Raw genomic sequence first — 17,565 nt, 5'->3', positions numbered from 1 at the left:
TTTCTAATACTTCACATTTATTATATTTTATTTCTTTTTATTTTTCTTTGATACTACTTGTGTGTTCCCTGCTTTTTTACCAGAAGTTTCTTTGTTTTTACTCATTGCTTCAATCATTGGTGCAACTTCTTTTTTAGCGAGTTTAGAGTAGTACATATTAGCCAATTGTGTTTGTACAATTAAGAATGCCGCACTGACTGACCAATATAATCCTAATGCTGATGCTGAACTTAATGAAATCCAAACGATCATAATTGGTGAAATGATCATCATCATATAACCCATTTGTCTTTGTTCATTTGGCATACTCTTACTAGAAACAAATGCTTGTAAGAAGTATAATATTCCGGCAATTATCGTAATCCAAATATCTGGATGTGATAAGTTAAACCATAAGAAATTAGGATGCTCAGTAAATCCACCCTTAGAAGGATATTTTAATACGAAGAATAATCCCATGATGATAGGCATTTGAATTAACATCGGTAAACAACCTAACATACTCTTCATTGGATTCATATCATATTTCTTATAAACTTCCATCATTTCTTGGTTTGCTGCCATTTTTTCTTCTTGTGTGCGTGAGCGTTTAACTTTTTCTTGAATTGCGTCGATATCTGGCTTTGCAACTTTCATTTTTTCACGCATCATATGACTATTTTTATAGTTTGATAGCATGAATGGTAATAATACGACACGGATTGCTAATACAAGTACAATGATTGCTAGACCGTAGTCATTGTTAAAACTTGATCCTAGCCAATGAATAAGTTTATCCATTGGTTCTACAAATGTATTAAAGAAAAATCCGTCTCTGTTTTCAGGTTTTGAATAGTCACAGCCAGCTAAAAAGACCATTACACCTAAAAGCAAAGGTAGTAGTGCTTTCTTCTTCATTTTTCCACCTCTAATGATTTATTCACATAGAATTTATTTTATCATACTCAAAGAGAAGTAGAAATCAAAAACAGTGAATTTTATATATTATTCAACAGTTTGTAAAAATTGTCGAACAGTATTTGAAACTGAACTACTTTGAGCAATAGCAGAAATCACTGAAACGCCATCTGCGCCATGCTGCATAATTGTATTTGTATTATCTATTTGTATACCACCTATTGCCACAATTGGTAAATCTCCAACATGTGCACGTAAAGTTGGTATCATTGAAGGACCTACCGGTGCATTAGCATCCTTTTTAGATGAAGTTTGATACATCGGACCAACACCAATATAATCAACATGTGTAAGGTCAGATTGTTGATACTCATCTTCATCACTTATGCTCAAACCAATAATTTTATCTTGAAACTGAGTTGCAAATACATTAACTGACTGATCATCTTGTCCAACATGTACACCATCCGCATCGATTTTACGAGCTAGTTCAATATCATCATTAACTATAAATGGTATATTGTAAGCACGACATAATTTTAATAACTCTATTGCAAGTTTTTCTTTATCATTCCCTCTTAAAGCGGTAGCACCCTTTTCTCTAAATTGGAACATCGTTATACCCGCACTTAAAGCTTCCTTTAATACATGTTGAATCGTAGTTGTTTCTGGAATATCTTGTGTCCCACATATAAAATATAATTTTAATTGTTGTTTATCAAACATCCTTATACCTCTGTTCTACGATTTGATTTTAAATAATCATCATACGAAATATGATATAACGCGTCTAGTAATGCTGTCATAAATGAGGCCGGTCCTTGATGACCTGCCAGTTGTTCCGCTGCTTCAGCTGCAATATTATAAATAGCAACCGCTTCTTCTAATTGCTGTATTTGTACCTTTCCCTTTTCAGTTAAAAAGGCCCCTACAATAGCACCTAATAAACAACCCGCACCAGTTATACGTGTCAGTAATGAAGAACCATTTGACAATTGAATCACTTTGTTATCCTGCGCTATAATATCTTCTTTACCTGTAATTACAATCGCTGTTTGTAATTGATCAAGTGCTTTACGTGCGATATCTATTGCATCTAAATTCACATCACTATCTGTACCTTTCATCGTTGTTTCATCATCGATTAGTGTTAGTACTTCAGAAGCATTACCTTTAATGACTGCGATATCAATTTCCTCTATAAATTGCTTACAGAACTGTTTTCTAAAATCAGATGCACCAACTGCAACTGGATCAAATATCACAGGTGTACCAACTTTATTTGCAATTTTAGCAATTTCTAACATATCTTTCGCTCTATCTTTAGTAATTGTGCCAATATTGATTAATAATGCTTGTGCAACGGATAACATTTCTGTCGCTTCTTCAGGTGCTTCACTCATTGCCGGACTTGCCCCTAAACTCAGTAAGCCATTTGCAGTAAAATGTTTAACAACGCCATTGGTATAACAAATAATTAATGGCTGCATGGTTTTTATCTTATCTAAATTATTCATCATCTAACCCCACTTCTTTCATATATGCAAAGTGATTTACTGGTCCTCTACCTTGTCCGATTTCTGGTGTATGTTTAATACTTAACGCTATAAAGTTTTTAGCTTTTTGCACAGCAGCATAAATTGATTTGCCTTTGGCTAATTCTGCTGTAATAACTGCTGAAAATGTACAACCTGTACCATGTGTATGCTTTGTTTCATAACGAGGTGAATCGAACGTAAAAACGTCTTCCGTGGTAAACAAGTAATCTTTAGCAGTCGTTAAATCTGTAGAATGTCCACCTTTTATCACAACACCTTTACTTCCAATTTCTTCGATAAATAACTTTCCTGCTTTATATATATCTGCTTCAGAATTAATCTTAAATCCAACAATTTCCTCTGCTTCCGGGATATTTGGCGTTGCAACAGTGGCATATGGTAATAAGATATTCTGTAAATCTGCTTTTGCTTCGTCATCCATTAAGGCATCTCCACTTTTTGCAAGCATCACTGGATCTATGACATATGGAATTTCTGGATATGCTTGTAAATATTGTGCAATTAACTCCATCATTTCTTTAGATGCAATCATCCCTGTCTTTATAGCTTGAGGCAATTCATCATCAAAGACACTTTCTAATTGTTCTTTTAACCATTCTGTTTCTAAATTATGAATATGTTGTACGCCTTTTGTATTTTGAGCAACAATACTTGTTATTGTCGCCATACCATAAACACCACATGCATGAAATGATTTCAAGTCAGCCATAACACCTGCTCCGCCTGTAGGATCAGTACCTGCTATTGTCAAAGCTATTTTAGGTTTATTCATCTTTATCTCCTCCAAATGACCATGCCTCTTGATTATAAGACATTGCAAAAAAGTTTTTTTCATGTATCGTACTTTGTAAAAATGATTCTTTAATTTCATTTCGTTCATCTTTACTAACATGTGCTGTTAATTTATTCATTAAATCATCAAAGACTTTAACCAATTCATCCATTTCAGTACTGTAAAAGTCAAACCATTGTTTTAAAATTGAATCTGTATTTAATTCTGGATCTTGAAGTGCTCTATTAGCAATCACTTGATATACATATGGGCAAGGTGCCATAGCAGCTATTGTATATGCTGCATTTTCTTTAGCAAAGGCATAATAATACATATGTTTTATATAATGGTCTCCACTTGGGGGCCAAACCTTTTCTTTAACGATTTCATCATATGGAGCTTGCACATAATCCGCAAGAATTTCGTGTGCTTCAACTTCACCATCTACTATAAATTGAATTTGTTCAACTAAGAACTTAACATCTGTCAATTCAGGCATTTTTGGTATCAACAATGCATATATATTCGCAAATTCCTTCAAATAAGACGCATCTGCTCTTAAATAAAATTTTGTCGCCTCGTACGACAACTCTCCATGGAGCATGTCTTGGATAAATGGATCATCATATATGTCATTTAAAATAGGTGCTGCTGCTTTTTTTAATTCTTCTGAAAATAACAAAATCAAAGTCCTCCTATAATAAAAAAAACTACATTCCAACAATAGGAATGTAGTAAATCTATAGAAGTCGTAACAAAACATGACCTACTATAAATTGCACTACTTTCCTACGTTGGTACTAACCAAATCAGGTTGTAAGGGTCTGAATTTATTCATCTCAGCCATTTGGCTCCCCTAGTAGTATTTTTTAATCTTTATATTTATTTAAACATAACAAAATGTTTATAACATTGCAATAAAGTCCAATTCACAAAATAAGCTCACCCCTAGTCTGGAGTGAGCTTAAAATAACTTATTTCATATATATTATGCAGTTACCCATTGTGAAGCACCAGCTGTATTATATAATTTAACTGCTGCTGCGTCTTGAACTGATTCTGGAGCTTCTGTTGGAGATACGCCTTTGTACTCATCAGGAGCTACTGAATCCCAAGTGCTTTGTAAGAATTGATATTTACCTGCTGCACCTGTTGATGGGTTTACAGCTTTAAGATCGCCACCTGATTCACGTTGTGCGATTTGTTGTAAATGACTATTTACATTTACTGATGAACCAGTTGATTCTTCACTACTTGAACTTTGTTGTGTTGAAGCTTGTTGTGTTGTTGCTTCTTGTTGTGGTTGTTGTGTTTGTTCAGTTTGTGGTGCTGCTTCTTGAGCTGGTTGTTCAGTTTGTGTAGTTGTTTGTTGTTGTGGTTGTTCAACTTCAGTTGAACCAGAATTATTATTTGAAGCGCCTTCGCCATAACTCCATGACCATGTTTCACCATTTGATTCAAAGTTATAGTTGACACCGTTTAAGTTAAAGTTATAGTTATATGAACCTTCATGTACTGGAGATTCATTTAATTGTTGTGGATTTGATTGAGCTAATTGCGCTAACTCAGCTTTATTAACACCTTGTTCTGAAGCGTCTGCTGAATTTCCTGCTGCAACGCCTGTTACTCCTAAACCTACTGCTAATGTTGATGCAATTACTGTCTTTTTCATTTCTAAAAATTCCTCCTATAAGGTAATTAGTTTTATGATTAATTTGCTAAAGCAACTATAACATTCAAAACATACCTGTAGGTTACAGAGAAATAAAAAAACAACAGTCTTTTTTACATCCTAGTTACATCAAAAAAATTATATATTTTTTGAATTTAAACTGTTTTAGATTGCTATGAAAGCTTTTAAGCGTTTGTGATTGTTATTAACTGCGTAATATTATTGTAATTTATCTGACTATTCAGTCAATAAAAACTGTCACAACAGTGTTTTTTGGTGTGTTATTACACTCTATTTGAATGTGATTATCTTTATTTTCAACATGACAAAAGCTATCCTTCTCAATTTCAATCATTAGAGAAGAATAGCCTGAAAAGTATAATGAATAGTAGGATTAAATGTATATTAATTTGAATGGATTATAAAAGGGATTATTTGTTATAAAGTGGATGTATTAAACAATTTCAAATAATTTATTGTTTGCTATTTCAGATTGTTCGGTTAATTGTTGTTGCGCATCTAGTGGGATAGTTTCATAAAGTGATGTACTTTCTTTCGTAGCACGTTTAGACATGAACTTAATTGATTCGACAAATATTTCAGATACAAAATGTGTCTGACCTTCTTTCTCATATTTACTAGATTGTAACTGGCCAGTAACGCCGACTAGTGAACCTTGGTTGATATAGTGTTCAATATTATGAGCTAGTTTACCGAATGCTTTACAATATAAATAATCACAAATGGTATTCTGGTCTTTGTCTTTGTAACTCCGATTAACAGCTACACAGAACGTAGCTAATTTCTTTCCCTCCTTCTCATATATTTGTGGGTCCTTTGTCAGTCTACCGACAATGACAATGTTATTAATCATGTGTCACCTCCTTCATAGCCTTATCATATGCAAAGCGGTCTTTATAGTCAAAACACAATTATATACATATATTAAGAGTAGATTCATCACATTTTTATAAATATTACCTTTCTCAATTAAAATTACGTTATAATACTACTATAAATAGAAATATCGTAGATTTTAAAAATTATAATTGGATGTGAAGACGATGAAGACCTTTAAAGCCGTTCGATTTCAAATTGTATCAGAAAATGGTGGTGTAACTGAATACGAATTAGATGATGGTGTCATTATCAATAAAGAGAGTAGTGGCACTGGCTGGTTGCTTGAAATCGTCATTTCAGATTTTCATTATGAAACAATGAAAAAATATATGGACGATGAAACACTACTAGATATCCGTGTAGTTATTACACGTCCAGCCAATGATCCTGCATTGTTTGATGCCACGATAAAACATATTAGTAAATTGGAACAAGCACAGTCGATTTCGGTAGTTTTTGAATGTCATATTTATACATTGAGACAAGTTTATGCTGAAAGCTTATTAGAACAATTAATCGATGAAGGATTATCTGGAGAAGAACTCAAGAAATCATTTAATAGAATGATGCAATCTAAACCTCGATTAAAAGATGAAAAGTTTGAAAAAGAATAAAAATAAAATAACCGTAAAAGTTATAGTATTTACATACATAAAACTTTTACGGTTATTTTTATTATTTACTATCTTGTAGGGCAAATGTTAGTTCACAGCTACATGCAACTTGTCCATCTACAGTTGCTTTAGCATTACCTTTACCAATTGGCCCTTTCATCTTCGTAATTTCCACTTCTAATTTTAAAGTGTCTCCAGGAGTTACTTGCTTTTTAAATCTGCATTTATCGATACCTGCAAACAAAGCTAACTTTCCTTTATTGGCTTCATTGTTTAACATTGCGACGGCACCTGTTTGAGCCAAAGCCTCAGTTATCAATACACCAGGCATTACCGCATATTCTGGAAAATGTCCTTGGAAAAATGGTTCGTTTCCTGAAACTTGCTTTATCGCTACGCAACGTTGACCTTCTTCATATTCGACAACACGATCAATCAATAAAAATGGTTGTCTATGTGGGATGATTTCCTTAATTTGATTGTAATCAAAAATTGTTTCCATGACTTATTTCCTCCAACTCAATATTCATTGCTGTTTCATATCGTACTATGATTAGTCTTGGGTACGTTTAATATCTGCACCTAATCCATTAAGTTTACCATGTAAATCAACATATCCTCTATCTAAGTGCTTTAATTCTGTAACTTGTGTTACACCGTCTGCAACTAAACCAGCTAAGATAAGTGCTGCAGCTGCACGTAAGTCTGTTGCTTTAACTTGAGCACCTTGAAGTTGACTCTTACCTTCTATTTTAGCACTTCTACCTTCTACAGTAATACGTGCATTCATACGTTTAAATTCTGCAACATGCATAAATCTGTTTTCAAATACTGTTTCTGTAACTACTTTATGACCTTCAGCAGTCAACAGTAATGCCATCATTTGTGATTGCATATCAGTAGGGAATCCTGGATGCGGAAGTGTCTTAATATCTACAGGTTTTAACTCACCTTCTGCTTTAACATGTATAGAATCACCGTTATATTCTAATTCCACACCCATTTCTTCTAACTTATATAGTAAGCTTGTCATATGTTCTTTAATTGCACCATGAACAATAATGTCACCACGTGTAATTGCACCAGCAATAATCAATGTACCTGCTTCGATTCTATCTGGAATAATTGAATGTTCTACTCCATGTAATTTCTCAACGCCGTGAATCGTAATCGTGTCAGTTCCTGCGCCAATTACATTTCCTCCCATTTCATTAATGTAATTAGCAAGATCGACGATTTCAGGTTCACGTGCAACATTTTCAAGCACAGTCTTACCTTCTGCAAGTGATGCAGCCATAATAATATTTTGAGTAGCACCTACACTAGGAAAATCTAAATGGATTGTTGTACCTTTCAAACCATCTTTAGTAGTCGCATAAATGAAACCACCATCCATATGAATTTCTGCACCTAGTTCTTCAAAGCCCTTGATATGTTGCTCAATAGGTCTTGAACCAATTGCACAGCCACCAGGAAGTGCTACTTTAGCATGTCCTAATCTCGCTAATAATGGTCCCATTACTAAGATGCTTGCACGCATCTTACTTACGTATTCATATGGCGCTTCTTCATTTAACTGTTTCGTTGCATCAACTGTTACAGCATCTTCTTCTTTGTTATAAGATACTTCAGCATTTAATGTTGAAAGTACGTTATTAATTGTTTCAACGTCACTTAGTGCAGGAACATTTAATAATTTACTTTCACCATCAGATGCTAGTAATGATGCAGTTAGTATAGGTAATACCGCGTTTTTTGCACCAGATACCTTAACTTCCCCTGTTAATCTATTTCCACCTTTAATTTCTATCTTATCCATCTTAAAATCCTCCACTTTACTACTTATAAATATTTTCATCTAATTTTATTTAATTCATGATTCTTCCAAATCATTATATCTAGTATTTTAAAAAAGGTACAAGCATTTGAACTATTGTGCCAAATATTTTATTTGTGTTGAAAATTGTAATAAATCTACAAGAAAATTACTTACAGCAGTACCTAATAAAATAGCTAAAAATATCATACAGATTTGAATTTGTAAGGGATACCCCTTTTTAAAAAACTGATCTAATCTCACGGCGTTTAAAGCCCAATAAGCAATACAAATACAAATAACATGCAAGATTAGGTGAACTATTGAAAATTGTGCCATGTATTCCATAATTTCTGCACCTCACTATTCAATTCACTATCTACTTATTTTACATGAAATAAGCTTGAAAAGATACTTAAGCAGTAAATTAGATACACGATTAAATTACACTATATTATTTTTCCCGAATTTAAAGTAGTTTACTCATTTTTAAATAGATTAACATGTACAATTTCACCAAAAAAAATGAAGCTCCTTAAAATTAAGGAACTTCAATTTCATAAAACTATTGTAAGTTAGCAACACGAATACGGTTATTTGCGCGTTCTAGTGCACGTTTGGCTCTATTAATGTCACTATTACCATTGCTATCGTTTAAATGCGACTCTGCTTTAGATTTAGCTTGTTCAGCTCTTGATACATCTATATCATTTGCAGGTTCTGCAGTTTGAACAATAATAGATAACTTATCTTGTCTAACCTCGACAAAACCTTCACTCACTGCAATATATTCTGAACCGCCATCAAAGTTAATTTTGGCATAGCCAATTTCTAGCGCTGCAACTGTAGGTATATGTCCATACATAACCCCGATGTCACCAGCAGTTGTTTGCAAAACTGCTAGCGTTACATCGTCTCGGTCGTAAACAGAACCATTAGGAGTGACAATATTAAGGCTTAATGTATTACTCACTATCCATACCTCCTAATTTTTAAACTTCAACACCCATATCTTTTGCTTTTGCGATTACATCTTCCATGCCACCGACTAAACGGAACGCATCTTCAGGAATATGATCGTATTTACCATCAAGGATTGCTTTGAAGTCTTCTACAGTTTTCTTCACTGGTACATAAGATCCCTTTTGACCAGTAAATTGTTCAGCTACATGGAAGTTTTGTGATAAGAAGAATTGAATACGACGTGCGCGTTCAACTGTTTGTTTATCTTCTTCAGATAACTCATCCATACCTAAAATAGCTATGATATCTTGTAGCTCTCTATACTTTTGTAAAGTAGCTTGGACATTACGTGCAATTTCATAATGTTCTTGTCCAACAATTGTAGGCTCAAGTGCTCTTGAAGTTGAAGCCAGTGGGTCAACTGCTGGGTAAATACCCATTTCAGTTAACTTACGCTCTAAGTTTGTTGTAGCATCTAAGTGAGCAAATGCCGTTGCTGGTGCAGGGTCAGTATAGTCATCGGCAGGTACGAATACCGCTTGGATTGACGTTACAGAACCTTTATTCGTTGACGTAATACGTTCTTGTAATTGACCCATTTCAGTAGCAAGTGTAGGTTGGTAACCTACTGCTGAAGGCATACGGCCTAATAATGCTGAAACCTCAGAACCAGCTTGTGTGAATCTGAAGATATTATCGATAAATAGTAAAACATCTTGCCCTTCTTCATCACGGAAATACTCAGCCATAGTTAAACCAGAAAGTGCTACTCGCATACGAGCACCAGGTGGTTCGTTCATTTGACCAAAGACCATCGCTGTCTTCTTAATAACACCACTATCGCTCATCTCGAAGTATAAATCATTACCTTCACGTGTACGCTCTCCTACACCGGCAAAAACGGAAATACCACCGTGTTCTTGTGCGATATTGTTGATTAATTCTTGAATTAAAACGGTTTTACCTACACCGGCACCACCGAATAATCCGATTTTACCACCTTTAATATATGGTGCTAACAAATCAACAACTTTAATTCCTGTTTCTAAAATTTCAACTTTTGTTGATAATTGATCAAATGCAGGAGACTCTCTATGGATAGGGTCACGTCTGACAGAGTCATCAATTTTTTCTTCTAAATCAATTGTATCTCCAAGAACGTTAAACACTCTACCTAATGTTGCGTCACCTACAGGAACGCTAATACTTTTACCGGTATCTTTAACTTCTGTACCACGCTTTACGCCATCAGTCGAATCCATAGCGATCGTACGAACTACGTCATCACCAAGTTGTAATGCTACTTCTAATGTTAAAGAAACTGTTTCATCGTCTTTTACAACTTCAACTTCTAAAGCATTATTAATTTCCGGAACTTCATTGTGTTCAAAACGAACATCAATTACTGGACCCATAACTTGTGTTACACGGCCTAATCCCATGCTGTTTTCCTCCTTTAATTATTATTCAAGTGCAGCTGAACCACCAACAATTTCAGTGATTTGCTGTGTAATTGCTGCTTGTCTCGCTCTGTTATATTCTAGTGATAAATCATCAATAAGTTCTGTCGCATTATCTGATGCATTTTTCATAGCTGTCATACGTGTTGCATGCTCACTCGCTTTTGCATCTAATATTGTTCCGTATATTAAACTCTCAACATATTGAGGTAGTATGACACTCAATATTGATTCTTTGTCTGGTTCAAATTCATAAGATGACATTTGACCATGACCTAAACTTGAATCTTCTGGAGATAATGGAAGTACGGTCTTCATTGATGGTTTATGTTCTAATACACTGACGAAATGACTGAAGTAAATTTTAACTTCATCTACTTCTTCATCGCTATATAAATCAATTGCTTTTTTAGCAATCGCTTGTATTTCTTTAAAAGAAGGTTGATCAGGAACATCAACTAATGATTCTTTGATGTCATATCCTTTATTCTTTAGAAAATCTACACCAACTTGGCCTAAGACCAAAATAGTATACTCATCTTTGCTGTTATGTTTCTGTTCGATATCTTTGAGTAGACGTTTTAACACGTTCGCATTATAAGCGCCAGCAAGACCTTTATCACTGGTAATTACTAAATATCCACTTTTCTTTACTTCACGTTGCTTTAACATAGGATGATGTGTATGTTTATTCGCACCAGCTACTGCTGTTATCGCATCTTGCATTTTTTCCATGTATGGTCTAAATTGTTTCGTGTTTTTCTCAGCACGACGCAATTTCGAACTCGATACCATGTTCATTGCCTTCGTAATTTGTTTCATCTTTTTTGTTGATTTTATACGTGTATCTATCTCTTTAAGAGAGGCCATTATCTCACCACCTTTATTTTACTTTACGATATTATGCTTCTGTTTTACTGAAACTCTTTTTAAAGTCTTGAATTGCAGTTTCAAAAGTTTCGTCGCTTGGTAAGCCACCTGAAGTTTTAATTTCATTTAATAACTCTGATGCATTTGATTTAGCCCATTGGTTGAATTCCTCTTCAAAACGAGTAATATCAACAACTGGAATATCGTCTAAGTATCCTTTAGTTAATGCATAAATGATTAACACTTGGTTCTCTACAGGTAGTGGTTTGTTTTGGTCTTGTTTCAACACTTCAACAGTACGTTTACCACGTTCTAATTTTTGAGCTGTAAATTCATCTAAATCAGAACCAAATTGAGCAAATGATTCTAATTCACGATATGACGCTAAATCTAAACGTAACGTACCTGCTACCTTTTTCATAGCTTTAATTTGTGCAGAACCACCTACACGTGATACAGATTGTCCTGCATTAATCGCAGGGCGAACGCCTGAGAAGAATAAATCAGATTGTAAGAAGATCTGACCATCTGTAATAGAAATTACGTTTGTAGGTACATAAGCTGAAATATCTCCAGCTTGTGTTTCGATGATTGGTAACGCAGTGATTGAACCGCCACCTAATTCATCATTTAACTTTGCAGCTCTTTCTAATAATCTACTATGTAAGTAGAAGACATCACCTGGGTATGCTTCACGACCTGGTGGTCTACGAAGTAATAATGAAAGTTCACGGTAAGCTGATGCTTGTTTTGTTAAATCATCATAAACAATTAGTACATCTTTACCAGCAAACATAAATTCTTCACCCATTGTCACACCAGCATAAGGTGCAATATACAACATTGGGGCTGGATCAGCTGCAGACGCTGAAACGATAATTGTATAATCTAACGCGCCTTCTTGTCGTAATTTTTCAACGTTAGCTCGAACTGTTGAATCCTTTTGACCAATGGCAACATAAATACAAATTGTATCTTGATCATGTTGATTAAGTATTGTATCTATAGCAACTGTTGTTTTACCAGTTTGACGGTCACCAATGATTAACTCACGTTGACCTCTACCGATAGGTACTAACGCATCGATGGCTTTAATACCTGTTTGTAATGGCTCGTCAACTGATTTACGATCCATAACTCCAGTTGCTTTCTTTTCGATTGGGCGTGTCTTTGTAGTATTGATTGGACCTTGTCCATCAATTGGTTGTCCTAGTGGATTCACTACGCGACCTACTAGTTCTTCACCAACAGGCACTTCCATAATACGTCCAGTACGTTTTACTTCGTCCCCTTCTTTGATGTCTGCGTATGGTCCTAAAATCACGACACCAACATTTGATTCTTCTAAGTTTTGAGCTAAACCTAGAACGCCGCTTTTAAATTCTACTAGCTCTCCAGCCATAACATCATTTAATCCGTGGATTAATGCAATACCATCACCGATTTGTAAGACCGTACCTACATCGGTAACAGAAGTTTCTGACTCATAGTTTTCTATTTGAGAGCGAAGTAATGCACTGATTTCTTCAGCTTTAATGGCCATCTATGTCACTCCTCCAATTTTTTATTTCACTCGTATAAATTGCTTTTCTAATTGAGCAAGGTCATTCTGAACGCTTGCATCCATTACTTTTGTACCAACTTTAATTCGAACGCCACCGATTAACTCTGGGTTAATATGATTCGTTAACATCACTTTTTCTAAGTTAGTACGCTTTTTGATAATTGTCTCGATTTGGGTTAAATCATCTTCAGATAAAGCATAAACAGATTCGACAACTGCAAAATCTTGCTTATGATGTAGATTATATAATGCTTCAAAAGCCTTAAATATTTCATGAATATACGAAAGATGGCGATTTTTAGCTAATATTTTCAACATATTAAGTAAATACTGATTCGTTTCGCCAAAGACTAACGTCACAAAACGGATGCGTTGTTCAGCATCCTTTTGTGGGTCCTCATCTAATTCTTTTAATTTTGTAGTTTCTGGTTCTACAGCGCTATCTATTGTTGAAAATGATTCATACATTGTCTCTAGTTCATTATGATCAACAGCGGTATCAAATAATGCTTTGGCATATTTTTTTGCTATCTTAGCCATTATTTATCGCCTGCCTCTTTTATGTACTTTTCAACTAATGCTTTTTGATCTTGCTCTGAAATTTCTTTTTGTAAGACTTTAGATGCGATTAATACTGAAAGCTCAGAAACTTGATTATTAATATCAGCGATAGCACGTTCTTTTTGACTATTGATTTCATTTTGTGCAGTTTCGATCATGCCGTTAGCTCTAATATTAGCTTCGTGAATAATTTCTTCATGTTGTTTGCGCGCTTGAATTTTAGATTCTTCTAGAATTTTATGAACCTCTTCTTGTGTTTCTTTTAGCGTTTGTTTGTTTTGTGCTTCTAATTTTTGTGCATTTAATTTTGCTTGTTCAGCATCGTCAATATCTTTATTAATATCACGTTCACGTTGATCCATAACTTCTTTTAAAGGACCCCATGCGAACTTTTTCAATAAAGCTAGTAAGACTAAAAATGTTATAGCTGTAACGATTATTGTTCCCCACTGAACGCCTGTAGCTTCGGTTGCACCAAGCACAAACATGTTTGTCGTAGCAGTCACTTACATAGACACTCCTTTCATTCAAATTAATCGTAATTCTTTAAGATAAAACGAACGGCGAAAGTCGGAATCGACTTCGCCTTTAACTAAAATTGTAATTACATGAACATTACGATGAATGAAATAACAAGACCAAGGATTGGTAATGCCTCAACTAAACCGATACCGATGAACATAATTGACATCAATTGTCCACGTGCTTCTGGTTGACGTGCTACACCTTCTACTGTTCTAGATACAATAAGACCGTTACCAATACCTGCACCAAGTGCTGATAAACCAATTGCGATTGCTGCTGCGATTAAATTCATTTATAAAATCCTCCTAATTTTTCTCTTTTTTTATTTTTTAAATTATATTATTAATGGCTGTCCGATACTTTGTGGGACATGTAAACCATTGATAACATGATGAAAATATATGCTTGGATTGCACCGATAAATATCGAGAATGCTTGCCAAACAATTAATCCTGGCACACCGATAATCCAACCCCATGCCAAGTGATTAACAACTAAACCTGAAAGTAATGTTAGTAATAATTCACCTGCATAGATATTACCATAAAGTCGAAGACCTAACGTTAACGTTGAAGTAAATTCTTCGAACAAATTAATTGGCATCAAGAAAATTGGTTTCGTGTAGTTGCCAAAGTACTTCTTAGTACCACGCATCTTAATACCATAATAATGTGTTAGTAGAATAATTAACGTTGATAACGTTAAGGTTACAGTGGCATCAGCCGTTGGTGATTTCCACCATAGGGTATGCCCTGAAACAATTGAAAAAGGTAAACCTAGCATATTACTGACAAATAAAAACAATATCAATGTCACTGCAAGGAAATGGAATTGTCCACCCTTAGACCATGATAAGTTACTTTCAATAATGCCTCTTACAAAATCAAAAACCCATTCTATGAAGTTTTGCTTGCCGGAAGGACGTTTTTTGAGGTTTCGTGTACAAATAATAGCTATGACAAAAACAATAACCGCTGTAATAATCAACATCATAATAGATGAAAGATTAAACACGATGTCTATACCAAACAATTTCCAACCAACTAGAGGATCTTCATGTTGCATCTGTTCTCACCTCTTTCACGATTAATATTTAATTCTTTTGAATCAAAGGTTTTAAAATAATTAAAACATAAGAAACTGATAAACCAACAATGACACCAAAAATATTGATATATTCCTTATATAGAACCCAAATACAACAAGCTATAATCACAGTTAAATATCTCCAAACGTTGCCCGTTGAAATATGTATATTATCCTTATCTTTAGCTTTTGCAAGGTAATATTCAAATGTATATGTAATACATAAAGAACCTGTAAGTCCTAAAATAAGTCCTAATACAACTGGTGACCTTGTGAAAATAAACACAATAAAGAGCACAATTATACCATATAAATAGTATTGTAAGTACTGTTTAAAAATGATGCTGAAACGTTTCATTTTGTGCCTCATTTCATTTTGTAGTTCATTTATGAAAACCGTTCCATTCATATAGTTTTAATAATAATATAGGGCGGTTAACGTGTCAATTCTATTCAAATTGTAGTTAAAATTTTTACAAACTTGTCACATTTTCGACACATTAACCACCTTTATTTATTTAAATGATTCCGGTTTTTCAGAAATTAACTGAAAATAATATTTGATATTCTCGCAAATTCTTTTAGACGCTAAGCCATCACCATATGGATTGCGTGCATGACTCATCTGCTCATATAAAGTAGCATTATCTAATAGTTGTTGCGTCGCTTCAAAGATATTTTCTTCATTAGTGCCAACAATTCTTAATGTGCCAGCTTCGACACCTTCTGGTCGTTCTGTTGTATCTCGTAGCACTAATACTGGTTTTCCCAGTGAAGGTGCTTCTTCTTGTACACCACCAGAATCCGTTAATATTAAATACGCTTGATGAGCAAAATTATGAAAATCAACCACTTCTAACGGTTCAATTAATTCAATGCGTGAATGATCAGACAAATATTTGTCTGCAATTTCTCTAACCTTTGGGTTTTTATGTACAGGATAAACAACGACAACATCTTCATACCTATCAACTATATCTCGTACTGCCTTAAAGATATGTGTCATTGGTTCACCAATGTTTTCTCTTCTATGAGCAGTGAGTAAGATAATTCGTTTATCTTTATGTTTATTTATAATAGTTGATTCATATGATTCATGTATGGTCGTGTTCATTGCATCTATTGCTGTATTTCCTGTAACTACAATGGTTTCAGATGGTTTATTTTCATTTAATAAATTTGTTGCAGCATTATTGGTAGGAGCAAAGTGTAAATCTGCCATTACCCCTACCATCTGTCTATTCATTTCTTCTGGAAATGGAGCATATTTATCAAATGTTCTCAATCCTGCTTCTACATGACCGATAGGTATTTGATTATATAATGCCGCTAAACTACCAGCAAAGGTTGTCATGGTATCACCGTGAACAAGTATCATGTCTGGTCGTTCCTCTTTGATAACATCCTCTATTCTAGTAAGTATGCGTGAAGTAATGTCAGAAAGTGTTTGTCCTTGTTTCATGATATCCAAATCATAATCTGGTTTGATATCAAAACTAGCTAACACAGAATCTAACATTTCTCTATGTTGTGCCGTCACGACAACAATTGGTTGTAGATCAGGGTCTTCTTGCAATGCTAAAATAAGTGGTGCCATTTTCACTGCTTCCGGTCTTGTACCGAATACAGTCATTATTTTCTTCATACAACTCCACTCCTAGGAGAAACTATTTTGTACCAAACAGACGATCTCCAGCATCACCTAAGCCAGGTGTAATATATGCATGGTCGTCTAGCTTTTCATCTAATGCTGCGATAAAGATATCAACATCTTCATGCGCTTCTTGTAATTTTTCTACACCTTCTGGAGCAGCAATCAAGCACATAAAACGAATGTGTTTCGCGCCACGTTTTTTAAGTGAGTTAATTGCTTCAATTGCTGATGCACCAGTCGCTAACATTGGATCCACTACAACAATTTCACGTTCTTCAATATCTTGAGGTAATTTAACAAAATATTCTACCGCTTCTAATGTTTCTGGATCTCGATATAAACCAACATGACCAATTCTTGCTGCCGGTACCAGATTTAAAATACCTTGAGTCATGCCTAGTCCTGCACGTAAAATTGGTACGAAAGCTAATTTTTTACCTGTTAAACGTTTGGCAACCATTTTGGTTACAGGCGTTTCAATTTCAACATCCTGTAATTCTAAATCTCTCGTCACTTCGTATGCCATTAACATACCGACTTCATCTACTAATTCTCTAAATTCTTTTGTCCCTGTATGTACATCACGAATATAACTTAATTTGTGTTGAATAAGTGGGTGATCAAAAACATGTACTTTGCCCATAATTTACTT

At 34.5% G+C, this 17,565-nt stretch carries 22 protein-coding genes and 1 riboswitch; of the genes, 1 reads left to right on the top strand and 21 read right to left on the bottom strand.

The features are described 5' to 3' along the window. Positions 1 to 27 precede the first annotated feature (27 nt). The 7 genes from yidC to JN168_RS04130 all read right to left on the bottom strand — a co-directional run bounded on the left by yidC (position 28) and on the right by JN168_RS04130 (position 5,774). A complete protein-coding gene (yidC, locus tag JN168_RS04160; protein WP_042739524.1) occupies positions 28 to 897 on the bottom strand; it encodes a membrane protein insertase YidC in 870 nt (289 codons plus the stop codon). Between the two features lie 87 nt (positions 898 to 984). Then, positions 985 to 1,623 carry a thiamine phosphate synthase gene (gene thiE, locus JN168_RS04155; protein ID WP_279526195.1) on the bottom strand — a complete coding sequence of 213 codons (639 nt, stop codon included), beginning with the start codon at positions 1,621 to 1,623 and terminating at the stop codon, positions 985 to 987. 2 nt (positions 1,624 to 1,625) lie between these two features. Then, positions 1,626 to 2,414 carry a hydroxyethylthiazole kinase gene (gene thiM / locus JN168_RS04150; protein ID WP_279526194.1) on the bottom strand — a complete coding sequence of 263 codons (789 nt, stop codon included), beginning with the start codon at positions 2,412 to 2,414 and terminating at the stop codon, positions 1,626 to 1,628. After that, on the bottom strand, positions 2,407 to 3,228 hold the full coding sequence (gene thiD, locus JN168_RS04145; protein ID WP_042739527.1) for a bifunctional hydroxymethylpyrimidine kinase/phosphomethylpyrimidine kinase: 822 nt from the start codon (positions 3,226 to 3,228) through the stop codon (positions 2,407 to 2,409). Before thiD ends, thiM begins: the two co-directional genes overlap by 8 nt. Then, the gene (gene tenA / locus JN168_RS04140; RefSeq protein ID WP_279526193.1) at positions 3,221 to 3,910 is read right to left on the bottom strand and encodes a thiaminase II; all 690 of its coding nucleotides are present in this window, start codon (positions 3,908 to 3,910) and stop codon (positions 3,221 to 3,223) included. Before tenA ends, thiD begins: the two co-directional genes overlap by 8 nt. 87 nt (positions 3,911 to 3,997) lie before the next feature. Further along, positions 3,998 to 4,096: riboswitch (TPP riboswitch) on the bottom strand. A 120-nt stretch (positions 4,097 to 4,216) separates the two neighbouring features. Beyond that, the gene (locus tag JN168_RS04135) at positions 4,217 to 4,900 is read right to left on the bottom strand and encodes a transglycosylase family protein (protein ID WP_229366892.1); all 684 of its coding nucleotides are present in this window, start codon (positions 4,898 to 4,900) and stop codon (positions 4,217 to 4,219) included. Between the two features lie 454 nt (positions 4,901 to 5,354). Further along, entirely contained in the window at positions 5,355 to 5,774 is a 420-nt protein-coding gene (locus JN168_RS04130; protein ID WP_107512523.1) for a single-stranded DNA-binding protein, read from the bottom strand. 190 nt (positions 5,775 to 5,964) lie between these two features. Here JN168_RS04130 and JN168_RS04125 point away from each other — a divergent pair, with 190 nt between their 5' ends. Beyond that, complete coding sequence (locus tag JN168_RS04125) at positions 5,965 to 6,414, top strand: YwpF-like family protein (RefSeq protein WP_042739531.1); 450 nt, start codon at positions 5,965 to 5,967, stop codon at positions 6,412 to 6,414. A 61-nt stretch (positions 6,415 to 6,475) separates the two neighbouring features. Here JN168_RS04125 and fabZ read toward each other — a convergent pair whose 3' ends face one another. From fabZ to upp, 14 genes are all read right to left on the bottom strand, one after another. Further along, the gene (fabZ, locus tag JN168_RS04120; protein ID WP_279526192.1) at positions 6,476 to 6,916 is read right to left on the bottom strand and encodes a 3-hydroxyacyl-ACP dehydratase FabZ; all 441 of its coding nucleotides are present in this window, start codon (positions 6,914 to 6,916) and stop codon (positions 6,476 to 6,478) included. Between the two features lie 51 nt (positions 6,917 to 6,967). Next, on the bottom strand, positions 6,968 to 8,233 hold the full coding sequence (murA, locus tag JN168_RS04115; RefSeq protein ID WP_042739533.1) for a UDP-N-acetylglucosamine 1-carboxyvinyltransferase: 1,266 nt from the start codon (positions 8,231 to 8,233) through the stop codon (positions 6,968 to 6,970). Between the two features lie 111 nt (positions 8,234 to 8,344). Then, positions 8,345 to 8,578 (bottom strand): DUF1146 family protein, encoded by a 234-nt coding sequence (locus tag JN168_RS04110; protein WP_042739534.1) that lies wholly within the window; start codon positions 8,576 to 8,578, stop codon positions 8,345 to 8,347. 217 nt (positions 8,579 to 8,795) lie between these two features. Beyond that, positions 8,796 to 9,203, bottom strand: a complete 408-nt coding sequence (locus JN168_RS04105) for a F0F1 ATP synthase subunit epsilon (protein ID WP_042739535.1) — start codon at positions 9,201 to 9,203, stop codon at positions 8,796 to 8,798. A gap of 19 nt (positions 9,204 to 9,222) precedes the next feature. Continuing rightward, complete coding sequence (gene atpD, locus JN168_RS04100; RefSeq protein WP_042739536.1) at positions 9,223 to 10,635, bottom strand: F0F1 ATP synthase subunit beta; 1,413 nt, start codon at positions 10,633 to 10,635, stop codon at positions 9,223 to 9,225. 21 nt (positions 10,636 to 10,656) lie between these two features. Next, positions 10,657 to 11,523 (bottom strand): ATP synthase F1 subunit gamma, encoded by an 867-nt coding sequence (gene atpG / locus JN168_RS04095; RefSeq protein ID WP_042739537.1) that lies wholly within the window; start codon positions 11,521 to 11,523, stop codon positions 10,657 to 10,659. A gap of 31 nt (positions 11,524 to 11,554) precedes the next feature. Then, positions 11,555 to 13,066: a F0F1 ATP synthase subunit alpha gene (atpA, locus tag JN168_RS04090; protein WP_042739538.1), complete on the bottom strand. Its 1,512-nt coding sequence runs from the start codon at positions 13,064 to 13,066 to the stop codon at positions 11,555 to 11,557. A gap of 21 nt (positions 13,067 to 13,087) precedes the next feature. After that, positions 13,088 to 13,627 (bottom strand): F0F1 ATP synthase subunit delta, encoded by a 540-nt coding sequence (locus JN168_RS04085; RefSeq protein WP_042739539.1) that lies wholly within the window; start codon positions 13,625 to 13,627, stop codon positions 13,088 to 13,090. After that, positions 13,627 to 14,154, bottom strand: a complete 528-nt coding sequence (locus JN168_RS04080) for a F0F1 ATP synthase subunit B (protein WP_042739540.1) — start codon at positions 14,152 to 14,154, stop codon at positions 13,627 to 13,629. The genes JN168_RS04085 and JN168_RS04080 overlap by 1 nt, the downstream gene beginning before the upstream one ends. A 98-nt stretch (positions 14,155 to 14,252) precedes the next feature. Further along, positions 14,253 to 14,465 (bottom strand): F0F1 ATP synthase subunit C, encoded by a 213-nt coding sequence (gene atpE, locus JN168_RS04075; RefSeq protein WP_002510315.1) that lies wholly within the window; start codon positions 14,463 to 14,465, stop codon positions 14,253 to 14,255. 50 nt (positions 14,466 to 14,515) lie between these two features. Next, positions 14,516 to 15,238, bottom strand: coding sequence for a F0F1 ATP synthase subunit A (atpB, locus tag JN168_RS04070; RefSeq protein WP_042739541.1), 723 nt, complete (start codon positions 15,236 to 15,238; stop codon positions 14,516 to 14,518). 28 nt (positions 15,239 to 15,266) lie between these two features. Then, the gene (locus JN168_RS04065; protein ID WP_042739542.1) at positions 15,267 to 15,617 is read right to left on the bottom strand and encodes an ATP synthase subunit I; all 351 of its coding nucleotides are present in this window, start codon (positions 15,615 to 15,617) and stop codon (positions 15,267 to 15,269) included. A 156-nt stretch (positions 15,618 to 15,773) separates the two neighbouring features. Continuing rightward, on the bottom strand, positions 15,774 to 16,904 hold the full coding sequence (gene wecB / locus JN168_RS04060; RefSeq protein ID WP_042739543.1) for a non-hydrolyzing UDP-N-acetylglucosamine 2-epimerase: 1,131 nt from the start codon (positions 16,902 to 16,904) through the stop codon (positions 15,774 to 15,776). Between the two features lie 22 nt (positions 16,905 to 16,926). Continuing rightward, positions 16,927 to 17,556 (bottom strand): uracil phosphoribosyltransferase, encoded by a 630-nt coding sequence (gene upp / locus JN168_RS04055; protein ID WP_042739544.1) that lies wholly within the window; start codon positions 17,554 to 17,556, stop codon positions 16,927 to 16,929. Positions 17,557 to 17,565: the final 9 nt, after the last annotated feature.

Source organism: Staphylococcus gallinarum, assembly GCF_029774255.1.
Taxonomy (GTDB): domain Bacteria; phylum Bacillota; class Bacilli; order Staphylococcales; family Staphylococcaceae; genus Staphylococcus; species Staphylococcus gallinarum.
The sequence above is the reverse complement of the archived record's forward strand: the minus strand, read 5'-3'. Positions and strand labels throughout refer to the sequence as shown.

Bases quoted from the DNA above. Each gene is read 5' to 3' on its own strand.
- murA (WP_042739533.1), bottom strand. From the start codon at position 8,233: ATGGATAAGATAGAAATTAAAGGTGGAAATAGATTAACAGGGGAAGTT.
- JN168_RS04065 (WP_042739542.1), bottom strand. From the start codon at position 15,617: ATGAAACGTTTCAGCATCATTTTTAAACAGTACTTACAATACTATTTA.
- thiD (WP_042739527.1), bottom strand. From the start codon at position 3,228: ATGAATAAACCTAAAATAGCTTTGACAATAGCAGGTACTGATCCTACA.
- thiE (WP_279526195.1), bottom strand. From the start codon at position 1,623: ATGTTTGATAAACAACAATTAAAATTATATTTTATATGTGGGACACAA.
- atpB (WP_042739541.1), bottom strand. From the start codon at position 15,238: ATGCAACATGAAGATCCTCTAGTTGGTTGGAAATTGTTTGGTATAGAC.
- fabZ (WP_279526192.1), bottom strand. From the start codon at position 6,916: ATGGAAACAATTTTTGATTACAATCAAATTAAGGAAATCATCCCACAT.
- thiM (WP_279526194.1), bottom strand. From the start codon at position 2,414: ATGAATAATTTAGATAAGATAAAAACCATGCAGCCATTAATTATTTGT.
- JN168_RS04130 (WP_107512523.1), bottom strand. From the start codon at position 5,774: ATGATTAATAACATTGTCATTGTCGGTAGACTGACAAAGGACCCACAA.
- atpD (WP_042739536.1), bottom strand. From the start codon at position 10,635: ATGGGATTAGGCCGTGTAACACAAGTTATGGGTCCAGTAATTGATGTT.
- JN168_RS04125 (WP_042739531.1), top strand. From the start codon at position 5,965: ATGAAGACCTTTAAAGCCGTTCGATTTCAAATTGTATCAGAAAATGGT.
- atpG (WP_042739537.1), bottom strand. From the start codon at position 11,523: ATGGCCTCTCTTAAAGAGATAGATACACGTATAAAATCAACAAAAAAG.
- JN168_RS04110 (WP_042739534.1), bottom strand. From the start codon at position 8,578: ATGGAATACATGGCACAATTTTCAATAGTTCACCTAATCTTGCATGTT.
- wecB (WP_042739543.1), bottom strand. From the start codon at position 16,904: ATGAAGAAAATAATGACTGTATTCGGTACAAGACCGGAAGCAGTGAAA.
- JN168_RS04085 (WP_042739539.1), bottom strand. From the start codon at position 13,627: ATGGCTAAGATAGCAAAAAAATATGCCAAAGCATTATTTGATACCGCT.
- JN168_RS04135 (WP_229366892.1), bottom strand. From the start codon at position 4,900: ATGAAAAAGACAGTAATTGCATCAACATTAGCAGTAGGTTTAGGAGTA.
- yidC (WP_042739524.1), bottom strand. From the start codon at position 897: ATGAAGAAGAAAGCACTACTACCTTTGCTTTTAGGTGTAATGGTCTTT.
- atpA (WP_042739538.1), bottom strand. From the start codon at position 13,066: ATGGCCATTAAAGCTGAAGAAATCAGTGCATTACTTCGCTCTCAAATA.
- atpE (WP_002510315.1), bottom strand. From the start codon at position 14,465: ATGAATTTAATCGCAGCAGCAATCGCAATTGGTTTATCAGCACTTGGT.
- upp (WP_042739544.1), bottom strand. From the start codon at position 17,556: ATGGGCAAAGTACATGTTTTTGATCACCCACTTATTCAACACAAATTA.